The sequence below is a fragment of the Flavobacterium enshiense genome (assembly GCF_022836875.1).
GTDB lineage: Bacteria > Bacteroidota > Bacteroidia > Flavobacteriales > Flavobacteriaceae > Flavobacterium > Flavobacterium enshiense_A.
The window spans coordinates 1,223,605-1,242,334 of the sequence record NZ_CP090376.1; the positions used below are offsets into that span (position 1 = coordinate 1,223,605).

Here is an 18,730-nt window from a genome sequence, read left to right on the forward strand (position 1 = left end):
AATCATGGAAAAACGAATTGCAATTCAGGGAATCAGAGGTTCATTTCATCATCAGGTAGCGAAAGAATTTTTTAACGAAGATACTTTTCTAGACGAGTGTATGTCGTTTGAGAGTCTGGTGACCAGTTTGAAAGAAAACAAAACACAGCAGGGTGTGATGGCGCTAGAGAATTCTATAGCAGGTTCGATCATTCCGAATTATGCTCTGATTGACAATAACGATCTGCATATTGTCGGAGAACATTATCTCGATATCCATATGAATCTGATGGCCATTAAAGGACAGAATATTGAGGATATAAAGGAAGTTCATTCGCATCCGATTGCCTTATTGCAATGTGCTGTTTTCTTTAAAAAGTACCCACACATCAGATTAGTGGAAAGTGTTGACACAGCAGAAACAGCAAAACGTATTAATGAAGGAAATTTATTGGGAGTAGGTGCGGTGGCAGGTCCGATAGCTGCAAAAATGTACGATTTGGAAATAATCGCTTCAGGAATTCACACGGTAAAACCTAACAAAACCCGATTTGCAATTGTGAAAACCAGCAAAGATGAACTTTCTAAAGAGGAAATAAATAAAGCGTCCATAAAATTTGAGTTAGAGGATAAGGCTGGAAATTTATCGACCGTGTTAAACGTGATGAACAACTGCAACCTGAATCTAACCAAAATCCAATCGATGCCAGTTATTGAAACCCCGTTCCAATATTCGTTTTTCGTGGATGTGGTTTTTGAAAAGTATGAGCATTATGAAGAGGCAAAAAGGATATTGGAATTAATGACGACAGATTTTAAAGTTTTAGGAGAATATAAAAAAGGAAGTATATGATAGTAGCAGCAAAACGTTTGGACCAAGTACAGGAGTACTACTTTTCGCAAAAACTGCGTGAAGTAGGAAAGTTGCTTTCGGAAGGGAAACCTATTCTCAATATGGGGATCGGGAGTCCTGATTTGAAACCGGCACCAAGAGTCATCGAAGCGATTCAAAATTCGATGGGTGATTCTAAAGCGCACCAGTACCAAAGTTATCAGGGATTACCCGAACTGCGAAAAGCGATGGCCGATTTTTACGCCAAAAATTTTAATGTTACTGTCGATTTTAATTCTGAAATATTGCCTTTGATGGGTTCTAAAGAAGGAATTATGCACATTTCACTGGCTTTTTTGAACGAGGGTGACGCGGTTTTGATTCCGAATCCGGGTTATCCAACATATGCTTCAGTGACGGAATTAGTTGGAGCTAAACCGGTTTTTTACGATCTGACAGCGGAAAACAATTGGGAGCCTGATTTTGAATCACTGGAAAAACAGGATTTGTCCAAAGTGAAAATTATGTGGGTGAATTACCCTAACATGCCAACAGGTGCTTCCGGAAGTTTGCAGTTATTTGAGAAATTGGTTGCTTTTGCCAAAAAGCATGCTATTGTATTGGTAAATGATAACCCATATAGTTTTGTTTTGAATAATAATCCGATTTCGGTTTTACAGGTTGATGGAGCCAAAGAAGTGGCATTGGAGCTGAATTCACTGAGTAAAACGTTTAATCTTTCCGGTTGGCGGGTAGGGATGGTTTTGGGCGATTCAAAACTGATTGAAATGGTGTTGAAAGTGAAGAGCAATATGGACAGCGGCATGTTCTATGGTATTCAGAAAGGTGCGGTCGAAGCTTTGCAATTGGGAGCCGATTGGTTTAAGGATCAGAACGAGATTTACAACAAGAGACGAATTTTAATTTTTGAATTGGCAAAGAGATTGGGCTGTACATATAATGAAAAATCGGTGGGTATGTTCGTTTGGGCGAAATTGCCTGAAGGCAGTGCTTCGGCTAAAGAATATGTGGACAAACTATTACATGAAAAAGATCTGTTTCTCGCGCCGGGAACTATTTTTGGAAGTAATGGCGAAGGATATATCCGATTTTCATTGTGTGTTGATGAAGCATTAATTAAAGAAGCATTAAAACGATTCTGATGGAAAGTAATGAGAAGATAAACGTATTTGTGATCGGTTTGGGACTGATAGGCGGTTCTCTGGCTTTGGATTTGAAGGCAATAAACAGTCGGGCCACAATTTTCGGCATCGATACGAATGATCTGCATCTGGAAAAAGCTTTAGAATTGGGGCTAATAGATGAGAAAGCGACTTTTGATGATTTGCCGCAAGCCGATTGGGTGATTTTAGCCATCCCTGTAGATAAAATGACGGAGGTTTTACCGCAGATTCTAAATGAAATAAAAGACGAAGCGATAGTTTTGGATGTAGGTTCAACGAAAGAACAAATTTGTAAATCGGTTGAAAATCATCCGAAACGACGAAATTTCATAGCGGCCCATCCAATCGCGGGAACTGAATTTTCAGGGCCTTCAGCTGCACAAAGAGGTTTGTTTATTGGAAAAACTAACATTATTTGTGAAGTGGAAAAAACGGCATCCAGTCTGCAGGAAAAAGTGTTGGGCTTTTTTAACGATATCGGGATGCACATTCGTTATATGGATCCGAAATCTCACGACAAACATATTGCATATGTCTCGCATTTGTCGCATATTAGTTCTTTTATGTTGGGGAAAACCGTGATTGAGAAAGAGAAAAACGAACGCGACATTTTTGATATGGCGGGGAGTGGTTTTGAGAGTACGGTTCGTTTAGCAAAAAGTTCACCTTCGATGTGGACGCCCATTTTCAAACAAAACAAAGAAGAGGTGCTAAAGCCATTGTCCGAGTATATCGATAATTTGAATCGCTTTAAGGAATTGCTGGAAAACGATGATTTTGAGGCAATTTATACGGAGATGGAGCAAACCAACAGAATAAAAGAAATATTAGAAGGTATTAACCTTAAAAAAGAAAGAAGTAATGGAAAACAATAAAAATATGCGCGCTTGGCTGGATGATTTCAAATTGTCGCATCCGCTGGTAATCGCAGGTCCGTGCAGCGCTGAAACTGAAGAACAGGTTTTGGCCATTGCAAACGAATTAAAAAATTCAGACGTAAGTATCTTCCGCGCCGGAATCTGGAAACCCAGAACGCGTCCGGGAGGGTTTGAAGGTATTGGGGAAACAGGACTGAAATGGCTACAGAAAGCCAAAGCAGAAACAGGGCTTTTAATGGCGGTCGAGGTAGCTAATGTAGCCCACGTTAAAATGGCTTTGGAGCATGATATTGATGTGTTGTGGATTGGCGCGCGTACAGCTGTGAACCCGTTTGCGATTCAGGAAATAGCCGATGCTTTGAAGAATACGGACAAAATCGTATTGTTGAAAAATCCCGTAAATCCTGATCTGTCGTTATGGTTGGGGGGATTGGAACGGTTGTACAATGCCGGAATAAAGAAACTGGGGGTAATCCACAGAGGATTCTCAACCTACGAAAAATCAAAATACAGGAATAATCCCGAATGGCAGATTGCTATCGATTTGCAGAATCGTTTCCCGGATATACCGATCATTTGTGATCCTTCCCATATTGCCGGAAAACGCGATATGATTCAGGAAATTTCTCAACAGGCGTTAGATTTGAATTTTGACGGACTAATTATCGAAACACATACTGATCCGGATAATGCTTGGAGTGATGCCGCACAGCAAGTGACTCCGGATACTTTGAAACAAATTTTTAAGGATTTGCGCGTACGAAAGGAAACCGATGAAGCGGATGATTTCAATAATCGAATGAATAAATTGCGTACCCAAATTGACGATTTGGATGCTAAACTGTTGGAGATTTTAGGCAAACGCATGAAGATTGCAGAGAAAATCGGTACACTGAAAAAAGAGAAAAACGTGGCGATTTTACAAAGCAGCCGTTGGCATGAAATTTTAGGGAAAATGGTTTTGGAAGGAGAAGAAAAAGGACTGAGCGAGGAGTTCGTACTGAAATTGTTCAAGGCAATCCACCAGGAAAGTATTTCGCATCAAGAGAAAGTGATGCGATAATTACGAATTCCAAATTACGGATTATCAATTATAATAGTTGTAATTTTGGCATGCGTAATTTGGAATTCATAATTCGTAATTAAATATGACAGGAATCGTTTATAAATCTACAGGAAGTTGGTATACCATAAAAACCGAAGACAATTCGTTTTTAGAAAGCCGTATTAAGGGTAAATTCCGAATGAAAGGAATAAAAAGTACCAATCCGATTGCTGTGGGAGATATTGTTGATTACGATCTTGAAGAAACTGCAGACGTAACTACCGGATTGATTACGAAAATTCATGACCGGAAGAATTACATCGTCCGCAAATCGGTAAACTTATCGAAGCAGACACATATCATTGCTTCTAATATCGATTTGGTTTTTTTACTGGTTACGATAAACAATCCTCCGACAACAACGAGTTTTATCGATCGTTTTTTGGTAACGGCGGAAGCTTATGGTATCGAAGCTGTTTTGGTATTCAATAAAATTGACACGTTTGACGAAGCGATGCTTGATGAGCAGTTGTATCTGCAATACATTTATTCTAATATAGGTTATAAATGCCTGCGTGTATCTTCCACCGAGGGTAAAGGGACAGAGGAGTTGAAAGAGATGATGAAAGGGAAAGTTTCCATGTTCTCGGGGCATTCGGGCGTAGGAAAATCGACTTTGGTTAATGCCTTGGAACCTTCTTTGAACCTGAAAACCAAAAAGATTTCGGAACAACATCAGCAAGGTCAACACACGACGACTTTTGCAGAAATGTTCGATCTGTCTTTCGGTGCCCAGATTATCGATACACCCGGAATTCGCGGCTTCGGAATTGTAGATATGGAAAAACAGGAGATTGGAGACTACTTTCCGGAGTTTTTTGCATTGAAAGACAAGTGTAAGTTCAACAATTGCCTGCACAAAGACGAGCCGCACTGCGCTGTTAAGGAAGCGCTTGAAAAAGATGAAATTGCCTGGTCGCGCTATAAAAGTTATCTTCAGATTCTGGAAGGGGATGATGAGAATTACCGTTCTGATATTTACGGTGATGATCGTGATGCAAGCGACAGAACAAGACAGTCTTAGTTTACTTTGAATTTTAATGAAAGCAGTTATACAAAGGGTTTCCGAAGCTTCGGTTACCATTGAGGGAAATAAAGTAGCGGAAATCAGAAAGGGATTGTTGGTTTTGGTTGGAGTGGAAGATACTTCCAATCAGGAAGATATCGTTTGGCTGTCTTCAAAGATTATCAATCTGCGTGTTTTTGGTGATGACAATGGCGTGATGAATCTTTCCGTTAAAGATGTGGATGGTGACGTTATCGTTGTCAGTCAGTTTACCCTGCATGCATCCACTAAAAAAGGCAATCGTCCGTCGTACATCAAAGCGTCAAAACCTGATTATGCTATTCCGGTTTACGAAAAATTCGTTGCTCAAATGGAAAGCGATTTGGGTAAAAATGTACAGACCGGAGAATTTGGTGCCGATATGAAAGTGGCTCTGATTAATGATGGGCCAGTTACCATAATAATTGATACTAAGAATAAAGAATAATGGATATAAAAAACGCCCAACTAGAAGTAGACAACTGGATCAAACACCATGGTGTCCGCTATTTTAACGAATTGACCAATATGGCTCAGCTTACTGAAGAAGTAGGTGAGGTAGCTCGAATCATTGCGCGTCGCTACGGCGAACAATCAGAAAAAGAAAGCGACAAAAACAAAGATCTTGGCGAGGAATTGGCCGATGTGGTTTTTGTGGTTTTATGTTTGGCCAACCAAACGGGAGTGGATTTACAGGCGGCTTTCGATAAGAAAATGGATCTGAAAACCAAACGCGATCACGACCGTCATCATAACAACGAAAAATTGAAATAATAAGTGGATTTACTTTTAGAATCATCGGTTTGTAATCCGAAAAGTGCAATTCGTGTCTCTGGTTCAAAATCAGAGACCAATCGCTTATTGTTGTTACAGGCGCTGTATCCGAGCATCGTTTTGGAAAACAGTTCCGATTCTGATGATTCTAAAGTAATGATTAAAGCATTGCAAAGTGATGAGGTGTTGAAAGATATCCATCATGCCGGTACTGCAATGCGTTTCCTAACGGCTTTTTATACTGTTCAGGAAGGGAAAGAAGTTGTTCTGACCGGCTCTTCCCGAATGAAAGAGCGTCCGATACAAATTCTGGTGGATGCCTTACGTCAGTTGGGTGCTCAAATTGAGTACGAAGAAAAAGAAGGTTATCCACCGTTGCGAATTAAAGGAGATAAGCTTGTCAAAAATAAAGTCAGTCTAAAAGCAGACGTAAGCAGCCAATACATTTCTGCATTGCTTTTAATTGCCCCAAAACTGGAATACGGATTGGAACTGACATTGGAAGGCAACATAACTTCAGTGCCTTATATCAAGATGACATTGCAATTACTCAGTGGAATTGGGGTGAAAACATCATTTGAAGGGAATGTTATTAAGGTTTCTCATGCAGAAGCAATTGATTCCAGAATTATCACTGTTGAATCCGACTGGTCTTCGGCTTCCTATTTTTATTCGGTTGTAGCTTTGTCAGCTATTGGAACTGAAATTAAATTGTCGAGCTACAAGCAAAACAGTTTGCAGGGAGACAGTATTCTGGCTGAAATTTATGATGAGTTGGGAGTGTCTACTACCTTTGTTGATGATTCCGTCATTATAAAAAAAGTAGACGTTCCGGTAAAGGAAGTAAACCGGAATCTGAATGCATCGCCCGATATAGCACAAACTATAGCCGTTACCTGTTTCGGTTTAGGGATAAGATGTTATTTAACCGGATTGCATACGCTGAAAATTAAGGAAACCGATCGACTGGAAGCCCTAAAAAAAGAATTGGGAAAATTAGGGGCAAGCGTTTCTGTGACCAAAGATAGCCTAACCTTAGCACCTTCATCGGAAATTAATAAAAACGTACGCATTAAAACCTATCAGGACCATCGCATGGCAATGGCCTTTGCTCCGTTAGCGCTAAAAGTACCTGTCGTGATTGAAGAAGCGGAAGTGGTTTCCAAATCCTACACTAATTTTTGGGAGGATTTTAAAAGCATCGGTATTATTGTGAATCGTCTATAAATTACCTTTTTACTATTTGAATCCTGTCTAAGATTGTTTGCGCTTTGTCCGGCGAAACGGGAATTTGGATGTTGTTTCCCATTTCCAGAAAACCGCCTTCCGATTTATTAAAGGCAATCACATGGTCAAAATTCACAATATACGATTTGTGGACTCTTATAAAACGATTATCCGGGCATAAAATATCTTCGAAATTTTTTAAATTACGGCTCACCAAACGTTTGGGGCTGTCAGTGAAAAATACTTCTGAGTAAGCGCCTTCGCCTTTGATATACTGAATTTTATTGCTGTCCAAAAATATTAGGCTGTTGGCTGAAGGAACTGCTATTTTAGTTAACGTTTCCTGTTGCAGGTTTTCTTTTAAAACCTTGAAGCTTTCCATTTTATGTTTTTGCTTTTGTGCGCGTTTAACTGCTTCGGCTAATTCTTCCGGAACAATAGGCTTTAGCAGATAATCGATAGCGGAAAATTTAAATGCCTGAATTGCATATTCGTTATAGGCTGTGGTGAAGATAATGCCGAAATTTACTTCTTCATCATCAAAAAAATCCAATAATTCAAGTCCACTGTGTGCGGGCATTTCAATGTCCAAAAAAACCAAATCCGGCTGAAGTTTTCTAATCGATTTTACTCCCGATGAAAGATTTTCACATTCGGCAATGACCTCTACGGTTGGACAGTATTCCTCCAGAAGCAATGATAGGTTAACTCTTGCTCTTTTTTCGTCATCTATAATTATTGCTTTCATTAGGTTTATTGCGTTATTGGAATGGTGAAAACTACCGTAGTTCCCTCGGGTTGATCGTTTGCTGATATTTTGTCAATATACGAAAAAGTTATGTTCTTTTGGGTGAACTGGTTCAATAAATCTACTCTGTTCTGAATGGCATTTGTGGCAAACGAGCGATGGTTTTTATTTTTGACCGCATTCAGTTCGGCGCTTTTTTTTCTTCCGATGCCATTATCATCGATACTGATTTTCAAGTCGTCGTTTATTTTTTCAAATGTGATTTGGAGCGTCTTTTTACCTTCTTTATGGAGTAAACCATGTTTTACGGCATTTTCCACATAGGGCTGTAAAAGCATGGATGGTATTTTGATGCTTTCGGAATCAACATTGTCTTTTACGGTTATTTCATACTCAAAGTCATCTTCGAAACGCGCTTTTTCGATATCCAAATATAAACGTAATGTTTTTACTTCCTCCGAAACGGTAATGGATTCTTTTTCCGTCATCTCTAAAATTGTTCGGGTCAGATTCGAAAATTTGGACAGGTAATTTACTGCTTGCCTCTTGTCGTTAGATAATATGTATGACTGGATGGTGTTTAAGGCATTGTAAAAGAAATGCGGGTTCATTTGCGATTTTACAGCTTTAAGTTTTGACTGGTTCAGATTCTTTTCCAGGTTGATTTTGTCTAGCTGCAATTGGTTTCTTTTTTCGATCTTCTGTATTTGTTTTTTATAATAGGAAAAGATCAGGAAAAGTAATAGGGCCGAAGTTAAAATGATGAATACAGGACTTAACCAAAAAGGTCTTTTGATAGTGAATTCGACCTCCTGAATATTTAATTTTTTGTTTTCGGGACCTATTTTTAAGGCAACCTTATATGTGCCGGGAGACAAAGATGATAAAATGAGGCTACGGTTGTTGGCGTCCAGCAGATTCCATTTAGAGTTGTTTATTTTGTAATAGACATCATATTTTTCGTTTGGTATAAATGATAAAAGGGAGAAATTTATCCGGACATCATTCTGATTGTATTTTAATGTCGGAATACTGTCAGGGCTGAAACTTTCTTCATCAACCGAGAGTTCATTAATGCTTAGTTGAGGTTGAATCGGAGCCTTATAACGATTGACTTGCTTTACAATTATTCCCTTAGCCGATGCAAGATAGATAATGTTGTTAATTAGGGAAAGATCCGTTATTTCAATGTCTTGAGTTAAATTGATTATTTTTCGGAATCGGTTTGTAATCAGGTTGACTTCATAAATGGCTTGATCGCTAAATAAAAAGAGGGAGTTGTTTTCCAAATCGATTTTTCCGAATTTCTCGTTTTGAAGCGCCTTAGGAATAAGAATCGATTTTGGTAAAAGGTATGGTTTTACGTTGTTGAATCGGTCTATCGTATATACTTTTTCATTACTGGACACAGCATACAGTATCGAATTAAAATATTTTAATTTTGTGATATAGAGTGGTTTGTTGTTGTATTTAATTTCCTTGCTTTTTTTCAGGGAATAGGCAATTAAACCGTTATTGGTTGCAAAATAAATGGTTTTGTTTGCAAGGTTGTAAGCTGTTGATTTACCATTGTCATCTTTTAGAAGGTAAGCCTGGTTGAAGTTAGGAGTCGTTAGGGCTTTATGTTTGTTAAAAACAGGATCCCATTCGCTTTTCTCATTGTTGTTTATTCCAAAAATACCTGAGATTCCGGTTGCGGCATAACTAAAGTATTTTGAATCGATACGGGAAATATCTTTAATGGAAAGTTTAAGTTCGTAACGTAAATTTCCTTTTAGATTTTTAAACTTTGAAGAAGTGAAGAAAAACTGTTTGTTTTCCGAATCGTAAGTTAACTGATTGATGCTGTGGCTACTGTTTCCTTTGTAAATAGGAGATATGGAGTTGGTATATAAGTCCATTTTCCAAAGCTCATCTTTTTCGGAGCCTATAAATAAATTGGATGGTGAAGAAGCAAAAACAATGGGTCTGGGAGTCAATTCGTAAAGCTTTGTGTCGAAATTTTCAATAAAGAAAAGTCCTTTGTTTATAGTGGAAATCCAATAGTTTTTTTGATTGTCCATGAACACATAAGAGATGTTGTGTCTCTTGAAAAAAGTTTTGTACTCGTTTGTTTTGGTATTTAAACGAAAAACTCCTTTAGTGGTGCAAAGCCAGTGTTTGTTTTCTATCGAGGCAATATTCTGGATGAAATTGGCCGAAAAAGGAAATGTTTTTTTTGTAAACATCCCTTTTTTATACAGATGGTAGGTGTTGGAATATTTTGAGGCAATAATCAGGCCTTCAGAAGAATGTTGTAGCACAGGCGCTTCAAAATCTTTAACGTTTTGTGGTAGCACAACGGTTGTTTTGTGGCCTTGTTCATTAAATTCATTGAGTTTTTCACTTAAAATATAAAACGTGGTTCCGTCACAAAAGGTAGTTCCAAATTCATTGGAATTTAAAGGGATTTTTTTTTCGGCTTTTAGTGTTTTTAAATTGTATATGAACAGATGTCCGGACTTTATCGCAAACAGTTTGTTCCTGATAATGCCAAAAGGAAAGTAACCGGCAGAAGCGGTTTGTGTCAAGGTTTTTAGTTTTCCTTTTTCAACATAATATAGGTATCCGTCAAAATTCTCATACCATATTCGTCCATACAAATCTTCCTTGATGCAGGATCCTGATTTAGATGTTTGGAAATCGGCGGTAAATGTTTTAAAAGTATTTCCGTCATAGCGGCACAATCCGTCCCCGGTGGCAAACCACATAAAGCCTTTACTGTCCTGAAAGATATCATATACACTATTGGAGGGCAATCCGGATGATTTATCAATGCTGTGATAGTACGGATTTTGACTTACTGCTAATCCTGAGATTAAAAAAAAGAGTGTGTAGAATAGGGATTTCAATTGCAATTGTTTCTAACAAATATATGAAATTACAGGATTTAATTAAATTGAGAATAGGTGAAATCCATATCTTGCCCAATGAAAGTTATATGTGTGAGAAAAATATTGAAATTTCGTAAACTGAAAACGTTGTTTGGTAAACTGGCATTCTTTTTAAGAAATTTAAGATAGTATATTTGATACTGATTCTAAGAATGCAATTCGTCTAGGATTGTAGGGTTAGTTTTTTTGGGGAAATGAAAACTAATGAAACATTGATTTCCGTTATGGGAATCAGTGTTTCAGGTTTTCGATTAATAAAATCCCGGGACAAAACAGGAATGTTTGATTTAATCTTCTTCTTTTTATAAGCAACTGTTTAGTCTGTTTTTTAATCTTCCGATTTTTTATTGATTTATTTACTTTTACAAAAATTGCATAATTAGTAATGAAGTGTTTAGTTTTTAAAGTGCTGTGTAGTGCTTTCTGATGGCTAAATTAAAAAATAAAAGCTAAAACACTTGACAAGGCCTCTTTCGCAATAGTATATTTGCAGCCTATTTATTATTCAGGAGTTATCTGAATTCTAACTTCTAATTTAAAATTTACAAAAAAAACATGAAGTTATCCAATTTTAATTTCAACCTCCCGGCAGAGCTTTTGGCCGAATTCCCTGCAGAAAACAGAGATGAGGCACGCCTTATGGTCGTAAACCGAAAAACTCAAACTATCGAGCACAAGTTGTTTAAAGATATTTTGGATTATTTTGGGGAAGGTGATGTGATGGTTTTGAACAACACTAAAGTTTTTCCGGCCCGTCTTTATGGAAATAAAGAAAAAACAGGTGCCAGAATTGAAGTGTTTTTATTGCGTGAATTGAATGCTGAACAGCGTTTGTGGGATGTTTTGGTTGATCCGGCCAGAAAAATCCGTATCGGTAATAAATTATATTTTGGCGACGATGATTCATTGGTAGCAGAGGTTATTGACAACACAACTTCCCGTGGAAGAACGCTACGTTTTTTATATGACGGTTCTTATGAAGAATTCCGTGCAAAATTGCTAGAACTTGGTGAAACGCCAATCCCTAAATATATTAACCGCGAGGTAACTCCGGAAGATGCGGAACGTTACCAGACAATTTATGCCAAGGAAGAAGGTGCGGTTGCTGCTCCTACAGCAGGTCTGCATTTTTCAAAACACCTGATGAAACGCCTTGAGATCAAAGGTGTGGATTTTGCTGAAATTACACTTCACGTTGGTTTAGGAACCTTCAATCCGGTGGAAGTGGAAGATTTGTCAAAGCATAAAATGGATTCGGAAGAATTAAAAATAACGCAGGAAGCGTGCGATATTGTCAATAAGGCAAAATTCGCAAAAAAACGCGTATGTGCTGTTGGTACTACGACAATGCGTGCGATGGAAAGTTCGGTATCTTCTTCAAAGACATTGAATCCGTATGAGGGATGGACTAATAAATTCATCTTCCCTCCATATGATTTCAGTGTTGCCGATTGTATGATTACCAATTTCCATACGCCAAAATCAACGTTGTTGATGATGATTTCTGCGTTTTGTGGACATGATTTAATGCGTAAAGCATACGACGAAGCAATCAAAGAAAAGTATAAATTCTACTCTTATGGAGATGCTATGCTGATTTTGTAAGATCACAACAATAAAGAACAAGTAATTCCGGCCCAAAAAGGTCGGAATTTTTTTTGCTATTCAGGTTTTTTCACAGGAATGATTATTTATGTTACATAAAACTGCCTAACTCCCATGGTTCTATGGTAAAATGGTAAAATTGTATGCATTCATAGTATTTTCATGTTTTTTGTTTGATAAGTGTTGAATGTCAATAGAAATTTATGGATGCGAGTATATTTTTTTTCTTATTTTTACACCCCTTTTAAAAATAAATGTCGATGAATTTCGAAAATACACGTGAATTTGCACGAGGATTAGACGCGAAGGATGCGCTAAGAAGCTATAGAGATGAATTTATCTTTCCGAAAGTTGACGGGAAACAGGTGATTTACTTTGTCGGTAATTCTCTTGGATTGCAACCCAAGAGAACAAAAACGTATGTGGATGAAGTCATGAATGATTGGGCAAATCTTGCCGTTGAAGGTCATTTTTATGCCGAAAAGCCATGGTGGGATTATCATGAGCGTTTTTCGGCACCGTTAAGTAAAATCGTAGGAGGGTTGCCTAGTGAGATAACGGTTATGAATACGTTAACAGTTAACCTACATTTGATGATGGTTACTTTCTATCAGCCTACATCAAAGAGATATAAAATCATTTGTGAAGAAAAAGCATTCCCAAGCGATCAGTATATGTTTCAAAGCCAGGTTAAGTTCCATGGGTATGATCCTAAGGATGCGATTGTGGAAATCAAGCGTCGCGAGGGAGAACACAATATCCGACTGGAAGATGTTTTAGCCAAGATTGAAGAGGTTGGTGATGAATTGGCATTGGTTTTAATCGGAGGGGTGAATTACTATACAGGACAGGTTTTTGATATGAAAACCATTACCGCTGCAGGCCATAAAGCTGGAGCTTTTGTAGGTTGGGATTTAGCTCATGCTGCTGGAAATATAAAATTGGAACTTCACGATTGGGGCGTAGATTTCGCCGCATGGTGTAGTTATAAATATATGAATTCAGGGCCAGGAAATGCTTCGGGTTGCTTTGTTCATGAAAAACATCATCAAAACAGCGATTTGCCAAGGTTTGCAGGATGGTACGGTCATAATAAGGAGCGTCGATTCAAAATGGAACCACAATTTGATCCGGTTAACGGAGCAGATGGATGGCAGATCAGTAATTTACCAGTATTGTCATTAGCGCCTTATTTGGCTTCTGTGGAAATGTTTTCCGAAGTTGGGATGGATAAGTTGATTGAAAAACGTAATCTGCTTACTTCTTATCTGGAATTTATACTTCATGAAGTTGATAAAGAAATTGAAGGAGCCGAATTTGAGATCATTACCCCTTCGAATCAAGACGAGAGAGCTTGTCAGCTTTCTGTTTTCCTTCATGGGCAGGGAAGAGCTTTGTTTGAATATTTAATGAAAAACGGAGTAATTACCGATTGGCGTGAGCCTAATGTGATTCGCTTGGCTCCGGCACCATTCTATTGTTCGTTTGAAGATATGTATGAGTTCGGGCAGGTGCTTAAGAAAGGCATTTTGGTAAAAGATAAATCTTTGGTTTAATAGATTTGATAAAATGACAAAAGAACAAATATTAGAAAATTTTGACCCATCTCAACCAGGCTTAGCTGATGCTACCGTTTTCGGACTTCCTTTTTCGGCAGAGCAAAGCGAGATTGTTGTAATCCCGGTGCCATGGGAGGTAACTGTAAGTTACGGGGCAGGAGCTTCAGAAGGGCCTGCAGCTATCATGGATGCGTCTTTTCAGGTTGATTTAAATCACCAGGAATTTCCGGAACTTTGGAAATTAGGGATTTATATGGACGAAGCGCCAGGTCATTGGGCAAAAAATTCTGAAAAATATAAAGGGTTGGCTCAGCCAATCATTGAAGCTTTAGAGGCAGGGGAAGATATTTCGACGTTCCCGGCCTTACAAGCCGATCTTGATAAAATCAACAAGGCATGTAAGGATATGAATGAAGAAGTGAAGAATCGCACGCTTCATTGGATGAAACAAGGAAAAAAAGTGGTTCTTTTAGGAGGAGATCACAGTACGCCGCTTGGTTACTATCAGGCAATGGCAACAAAACATGATTCGTTTGGAATTCTGCATTTGGATGCCCACATGGATTTACGAATCGCTTATGAAGGGTTTACTTATTCTCACGCGTCTATCATGTATAATGCTTTGCAGATTCCGCAAATTTCAAAGATTGTTCAGGTAGGAATCCGTGACTTCTGCGAGCAGGAGGTGGAAGTAGCATTGAAAGACCGCGTTCTGGTACATACCGACATGGATTTAAAAAAGGAAACGTTCGAAGGAAAGACGTGGCAGCAACAATGTGATCATATTATCGCTTCGTTACCTGAGAAAGTGTTGATTTCATTCGATATTGACGGAATGTACCCATGGTATTGTCCAAATACAGGTACTCCGGTTCCGGGCGGATTTTCATTTGAGCAGGCCGCTTATTTGTTGAGCCGTTTGGCAGAAAGCAATAAGGAAATTATCGGATTTGATTTAGTGGAAGTAGCACCTGGTGACGATGATTGGGACGGAAATGTCGGAGCAAGAATGTTGTTCCATATGTGTGGTGTCTTGGCTAAATCACAAAAAATGGCTATCGGAAAGAAAATACAATTCAATAGATAATAAGAGAATCCTCCTTCGGGGGATTTTCTTTTTTAAGAAATCGCTTTTCCGCCAAATATCAGTTTCAATAAATAAATATTGAGTAAATTTACGCTCTATTCAAGAAAATTTCGATGCAGACTCCCAAGAAGATAGCTGTAGTGGGTTCCGGATTGGTTGGGACTCTATTGGCGATTTACCTTAAAAACGAAGGCCATACCGTTCATGTTTACGACAGAAGTCCGGATATCAGGAAAATTGACTTTTCCGGGCGATCCATAAATTTGGTGATGTCCGACCGAGGGTGGCGAACGCTTCAGGAAATTGGGTTGGATGAGGAAATAAAAAAAATCGGTATTCCTGTAGACAAGCGTGCCATTCACATGCTGGGAAGCGAGTTGAGTTATCAGTACTACGGTAAAGACGGCGAGGCAATTTTTTCATTGTCCCGCGGAGTATTGAACCGCAAGATGGTTGATTTAGCCGAAGCCGCAGGAGTGGAGTTTTTCTTCGATAAAAAGGTGTGGGATGTAACGCTGGCAACAGCAACCTTACACGAAGGAGAAACCGAAAGAGGTGAATGGGAAGAGTTGGATTACGATATTGTTTTCGGGGCTGATGGTGCATTTTCAAGAGTGCGTCACCGTATGCAGCGTCAGAGCATGTTCAACTATTCGCAAGACTTTATCCGAGTAGGTTATAAAGAACTTCATATTCCTGCCAATGCGGACGGGACTCATAAAATAGATAAAAATTCGCTTCATATCTGGCCAAGAGGAGAATTCATGTTAATGGGACTGGCTAATCCTGATGGTTCGTTTACCTGTACGCTTTTCATGCCACATGAAGGAGAGAATTCATTTGAGAACCTGAAAGACAAAGAAACATTAGAGGCCTTTTTTGCCAAGTATTTTCCGGATACTAAAGAAGTGATTCCGGATTTAGTGGAAGATTTCTTTAAAAATCCAACCAGTTATCTGGTAACTATGAAATGTTATCCTTGGACATATGAGGATAAGGTAGCTTTGATAGGAGACGCAGCCCACGCAATTGTTCCTTTTTACGGTCACGGAATGAATGCCGGTTTTGAAGATATTACGATTTTAAAACAGTTGATGGAAAAACACGGAGACGATTGGTTGACCATCTTTAAAGAATATCAGCAATCACGTAAACCGAATGCAGATGCCATAGCTGAACTTTCGTTCCGCAATTTCATGGAAATGAGTACCAAAACCGCTGATGTGAAATTTCATTTGCAGAAGAAAATAGAAAAATGGTTCTCCGACAAACACCCGGACAAATGGATTCCGTTATACAGTCGGGTTACCTTTAGCCATCATCCCTATTCGGAAGCCTTGGCAGAAGGAGACAAGCAAAATAAAATCATGGAAGAGATTCTCAGTATGGAAAATATCGAGCAAATTTGGGAAACCGAAGTGGTCGAGAACAGAATACTGGAATTATTAAAAAAATAAAAGAGGCTTAGGCCTCTTTTTTTTATGCTTCACGATGTAGTGAATCAATACCATACCAAGGGCTCCTGCTTCCATTAAACAGACAAAAAATAGACCATCGATGCATTCAAAATTCTCAGTCTTTGTAAAAAAATACGTAGTTTAGTTCCCCGTAACATTTAATTACGATATCATGAAAAAACATTTACTATCATTATCAATACTCTTATCGGTTATTTGTGGTTATGCGCAGCCTTCAAGTTGGCAGAAATCTTTGGGAGGTAGTGACTTAGATGAGGTGATATCAATACAGCAGACTACTGATGGAGGCTACATAATGGCTGGATTCACTTATTCAAATGATGCTGATGTTATTGGGAATCATGGCGAATTTGATTCTTGGATAGTTAAACTGACCAATACAGGAAGTATCGAATGGCAGAAATCTTTAGGTGGTACTGGGCGTGATTATGCGTGTTCAATAGAGCAAACTACTGATGGAGGCTACATAATTGCTGGAGGATCTAATTTAAATGATGGTGATGTTACCGGGAATCATGGTGGTAACGATTGCTGGATAGTTAAACTGAGCAATACGGGAAGTATCCAATGGCAGAAATCTTTAGGCGGTACTGACTATGATTATGCGAATTCAATACAGCAAACTAGTGATGGAGGCTACATAATGGCTGGATACACTGGTTCAAATGATGGTGATTTTAACGGAAATCATGGTAGTAATGATTACTGGATAGTTAAACTGACCAATACGGGAAGTATAGAATGGCAGAAATCTTTAGGTGGCAGTTATAGTGATGAGGCAAGATCAATACGGCAAACTACCGACGGTGGGTATATCATTGCAGGATCCTCTTATTCGATTAATGGTGATGTTACTGGAAATCATGGTCAATCCGATTATTGGGTTGTTAAACTGACCAATACTGGAAGTATCCAATGGCAGAAATGTTTAGGTGGGTCTGGCTGGGATCATGCTAATTCAATCCAGCAAACTACTGATGGAGGCTACATAATTGCTGGATCCACTCAGTCAAATAATGGAGATGTTAACGGAAATCATGGATTATCTGATTCTTGGATAGTTAAACTTTCCAATTCGGGAAGTATCCAATGGCAGAAATGTTTGGGTGGTATTGGGGATGATGATCCGTATTCAATAGTGCAAACTCCCGATGGAGGCTACATAATTGCTGGATCCACTCGTTCAAATGATGGTGATGTTACCGGAAATCATGGTCTATCCGATTATTGGATAGTTAAACTGACCAATACGGGAAGTATCCAATGGCAGAAATGTTTAGGTGGTACTGGGGTTGATTATGCGAATTCAATACAGCAAACTACTGATGGAGGATACATAATTGCAGGATACACTGAGTCAAATGATGGCAATGTTACCGGGAATCATGGTGGTTCTGATGCCTGGATAATCAAACTACTAAGTGACGGTACATTAAGCACAAACGAATCAAGCACTGAAAACCTGATTAGTGTGTATCCAAACCCCGCCAACAATGAAATACATTTAAATGCAAAGGAAAATACGCTTGGTATGCGCTACACGCTCTACGATCATTTGGGAAGAGCTGTTATGTCAGGAAAACTAGAGGAACAGGATTCCACTATAGTAACCAGCCATCTTTCCAAGGGGGTTTATATTCTAAGCATAGGCGACAAAATCAAAACAAACAGAAAGATTATAAAGGAATAGTATAATTTAAAGAGCCTGAAAGACAAAGAAGCCTTGGCAGAAGGAGACAAGCAAAATAAAATCATGGACGAAATTCTCGGTATGGAAAACATAGAGCAAATTTGGGAAACCGAAGTGATCGAGCAGAGAATACTGGAATTGTTAAAAAAATAAAAGAGGCATTAGTCTCTTTTTTTATTCTTCGCGGTGTGCTAAATCCATACTGAAAGCCGGAGTGCAAATGGCAATGTATTCGCATGGTTCCTCGAACGGGTTGGAATACTGTACCCGAACGTTTCTTTCAATTTTTATCGATTTGCCAGCTTCCAGAATCACCGTTTCACCATCAATTATGAATTGTTTTTTTCCTTTAATAATATAGGTGTACTCATCAAAATCGGGTGTTTGAAATGGTTCACTCCAACGCGGAGGCGCAATCATGTGAGCGATGGATATTTCTTTATTGTTGGTGGTCGATAGTCCGTGGTGTTCTTCAATGACTTTGCCATCAGTAGTGGGAACCACAAAAGGGGCTTTTTGAATAAAATATTTTTTCATGTTGTTTTTTCGAGACACTAAGCAATCTCGTTAATTTTAAATGAATTAATCTGATCCCAGATGTATTTC

16 protein-coding genes are annotated in these 18,730 nt (G+C 38.6%); 13 read left to right on the forward strand and 3 right to left on the reverse strand.

What is annotated here, in order from left to right:
• The first annotated feature begins 4 nt into the window (after window positions 1-4).
• The 8 genes from LZF87_RS05520 to LZF87_RS05555 all read left to right on the forward strand — a co-directional run bounded on the left by LZF87_RS05520 (window position 5) and on the right by LZF87_RS05555 (window position 7,024).
• A complete protein-coding gene (locus tag LZF87_RS05520; RefSeq protein WP_244342664.1) occupies window positions 5-832 on the forward strand; it encodes a prephenate dehydratase in 828 nt (275 codons plus the stop codon).
• Window positions 829-1,974, forward strand: coding sequence for a pyridoxal phosphate-dependent aminotransferase (locus LZF87_RS05525; protein WP_244342667.1), 1,146 nt, complete (start codon window positions 829-831; stop codon window positions 1,972-1,974). Before LZF87_RS05520 ends, LZF87_RS05525 begins: the two co-directional genes overlap by 4 nt.
• A gap of 17 nt (window positions 1,975-1,991) precedes the next feature.
• Window positions 1,992-2,870, forward strand: a complete 879-nt coding sequence (locus LZF87_RS05530) for a prephenate dehydrogenase (RefSeq protein WP_244343730.1) — start codon at window positions 1,992-1,994, stop codon at window positions 2,868-2,870.
• Complete coding sequence (locus tag LZF87_RS05535; protein WP_244342676.1) at window positions 2,857-3,936, forward strand: bifunctional 3-deoxy-7-phosphoheptulonate synthase/chorismate mutase type II; 1,080 nt, start codon at window positions 2,857-2,859, stop codon at window positions 3,934-3,936. Before LZF87_RS05530 ends, LZF87_RS05535 begins: the two co-directional genes overlap by 14 nt.
• Before the next feature lie 85 nt (window positions 3,937-4,021).
• Window positions 4,022-5,002: a ribosome small subunit-dependent GTPase A gene (gene rsgA, locus LZF87_RS05540; protein WP_244342677.1), complete on the forward strand. Its 981-nt coding sequence runs from the start codon at window positions 4,022-4,024 to the stop codon at window positions 5,000-5,002.
• A gap of 16 nt (window positions 5,003-5,018) precedes the next feature.
• Entirely contained in the window at window positions 5,019-5,471 is a 453-nt protein-coding gene (gene dtd / locus LZF87_RS05545) for a D-aminoacyl-tRNA deacylase (RefSeq protein WP_244342678.1), read from the forward strand.
• Window positions 5,471-5,797 (forward strand): nucleotide pyrophosphohydrolase, encoded by a 327-nt coding sequence (locus tag LZF87_RS05550; protein WP_244342680.1) that lies wholly within the window; start codon window positions 5,471-5,473, stop codon window positions 5,795-5,797. Before dtd ends, LZF87_RS05550 begins: the two co-directional genes overlap by 1 nt.
• Window positions 5,798-5,800: 3 nt before the next feature.
• Window positions 5,801-7,024 carry a 3-phosphoshikimate 1-carboxyvinyltransferase gene (locus LZF87_RS05555; protein WP_244342681.1) on the forward strand — a complete coding sequence of 408 codons (1,224 nt, stop codon included), beginning with the start codon at window positions 5,801-5,803 and terminating at the stop codon, window positions 7,022-7,024.
• A gap of 1 nt (window position 7,025) precedes the next feature.
• On the opposite strand, the gene LZF87_RS05560 is transcribed toward LZF87_RS05555, so the two are convergent.
• Together LZF87_RS05560 and LZF87_RS05565 are read right to left on the reverse strand one after the other, a co-directional pair.
• Window positions 7,026-7,772: a LytR/AlgR family response regulator transcription factor gene (locus tag LZF87_RS05560; protein ID WP_244342682.1), complete on the reverse strand. Its 747-nt coding sequence runs from the start codon at window positions 7,770-7,772 to the stop codon at window positions 7,026-7,028.
• Between the two features lie 5 nt (window positions 7,773-7,777).
• Window positions 7,778-10,663 carry a sensor histidine kinase gene (locus LZF87_RS05565; protein WP_244342683.1) on the reverse strand — a complete coding sequence of 962 codons (2,886 nt, stop codon included), beginning with the start codon at window positions 10,661-10,663 and terminating at the stop codon, window positions 7,778-7,780.
• Window positions 10,664-11,260: 597 nt separating this feature from the next.
• Between LZF87_RS05565 and queA the strand changes: the two genes are divergently transcribed.
• From queA to LZF87_RS05590, 5 genes are all read left to right on the forward strand, one after another.
• A complete protein-coding gene (queA, locus tag LZF87_RS05570; RefSeq protein WP_244342684.1) occupies window positions 11,261-12,310 on the forward strand; it encodes a tRNA preQ1(34) S-adenosylmethionine ribosyltransferase-isomerase QueA in 1,050 nt (349 codons plus the stop codon).
• Between the two features lie 260 nt (window positions 12,311-12,570).
• On the forward strand, window positions 12,571-13,866 hold the full coding sequence (kynU, locus tag LZF87_RS05575; protein ID WP_244342695.1) for a kynureninase: 1,296 nt from the start codon (window positions 12,571-12,573) through the stop codon (window positions 13,864-13,866).
• Window positions 13,867-13,879: 13 nt separating this feature from the next.
• Window positions 13,880-14,956, forward strand: a complete 1,077-nt coding sequence (locus LZF87_RS05580; RefSeq protein ID WP_244342702.1) for an agmatinase family protein — start codon at window positions 13,880-13,882, stop codon at window positions 14,954-14,956.
• A gap of 113 nt (window positions 14,957-15,069) precedes the next feature.
• Window positions 15,070-16,413, forward strand: coding sequence for an FAD-dependent oxidoreductase (locus LZF87_RS05585; protein ID WP_244342703.1), 1,344 nt, complete (start codon window positions 15,070-15,072; stop codon window positions 16,411-16,413).
• A gap of 172 nt (window positions 16,414-16,585) precedes the next feature.
• Window positions 16,586-18,124 carry a T9SS type A sorting domain-containing protein gene (locus LZF87_RS05590; protein ID WP_244342713.1) on the forward strand — a complete coding sequence of 513 codons (1,539 nt, stop codon included), beginning with the start codon at window positions 16,586-16,588 and terminating at the stop codon, window positions 18,122-18,124.
• A gap of 174 nt (window positions 18,125-18,298) precedes the next feature.
• Here LZF87_RS05590 and LZF87_RS05595 read toward each other — a convergent pair whose 3' ends face one another.
• The gene (locus LZF87_RS05595) at window positions 18,299-18,661 is read right to left on the reverse strand and encodes a cupin domain-containing protein (protein ID WP_244342714.1); all 363 of its coding nucleotides are present in this window, start codon (window positions 18,659-18,661) and stop codon (window positions 18,299-18,301) included.
• Between the last annotated feature and the right edge of the window lie 69 nt (window positions 18,662-18,730).

What these genes read in the sequence shown, in the direction of transcription:
- LZF87_RS05580 (WP_244342702.1), top strand. Translation starts at nt 13,880, where the DNA reads ATGACAAAAGAACAAATATTAGAAAATTTTGACCCATCTCAACCAGGC.
- LZF87_RS05525 (WP_244342667.1), top strand. Translation starts at nt 829, where the DNA reads ATGATAGTAGCAGCAAAACGTTTGGACCAAGTACAGGAGTACTACTTT.
- kynU (WP_244342695.1), top strand. Translation starts at nt 12,571, where the DNA reads ATGAATTTCGAAAATACACGTGAATTTGCACGAGGATTAGACGCGAAG.
- LZF87_RS05550 (WP_244342680.1), top strand. Translation starts at nt 5,471, where the DNA reads ATGGATATAAAAAACGCCCAACTAGAAGTAGACAACTGGATCAAACAC.
- LZF87_RS05590 (WP_244342713.1), top strand. Translation starts at nt 16,586, where the DNA reads ATGAAAAAACATTTACTATCATTATCAATACTCTTATCGGTTATTTGT.
- dtd (WP_244342678.1), top strand. Translation starts at nt 5,019, where the DNA reads ATGAAAGCAGTTATACAAAGGGTTTCCGAAGCTTCGGTTACCATTGAG.
- LZF87_RS05520 (WP_244342664.1), top strand. Translation starts at nt 5, where the DNA reads ATGGAAAAACGAATTGCAATTCAGGGAATCAGAGGTTCATTTCATCAT.
- queA (WP_244342684.1), top strand. Translation starts at nt 11,261, where the DNA reads ATGAAGTTATCCAATTTTAATTTCAACCTCCCGGCAGAGCTTTTGGCC.
- rsgA (WP_244342677.1), top strand. Translation starts at nt 4,022, where the DNA reads ATGACAGGAATCGTTTATAAATCTACAGGAAGTTGGTATACCATAAAA.
- LZF87_RS05560 (WP_244342682.1), bottom strand. Translation starts at nt 7,772, where the DNA reads ATGAAAGCAATAATTATAGATGACGAAAAAAGAGCAAGAGTTAACCTA.
- LZF87_RS05585 (WP_244342703.1), top strand. Translation starts at nt 15,070, where the DNA reads ATGCAGACTCCCAAGAAGATAGCTGTAGTGGGTTCCGGATTGGTTGGG.
- LZF87_RS05595 (WP_244342714.1), bottom strand. Translation starts at nt 18,661, where the DNA reads ATGAAAAAATATTTTATTCAAAAAGCCCCTTTTGTGGTTCCCACTACT.
- LZF87_RS05535 (WP_244342676.1), top strand. Translation starts at nt 2,857, where the DNA reads ATGGAAAACAATAAAAATATGCGCGCTTGGCTGGATGATTTCAAATTG.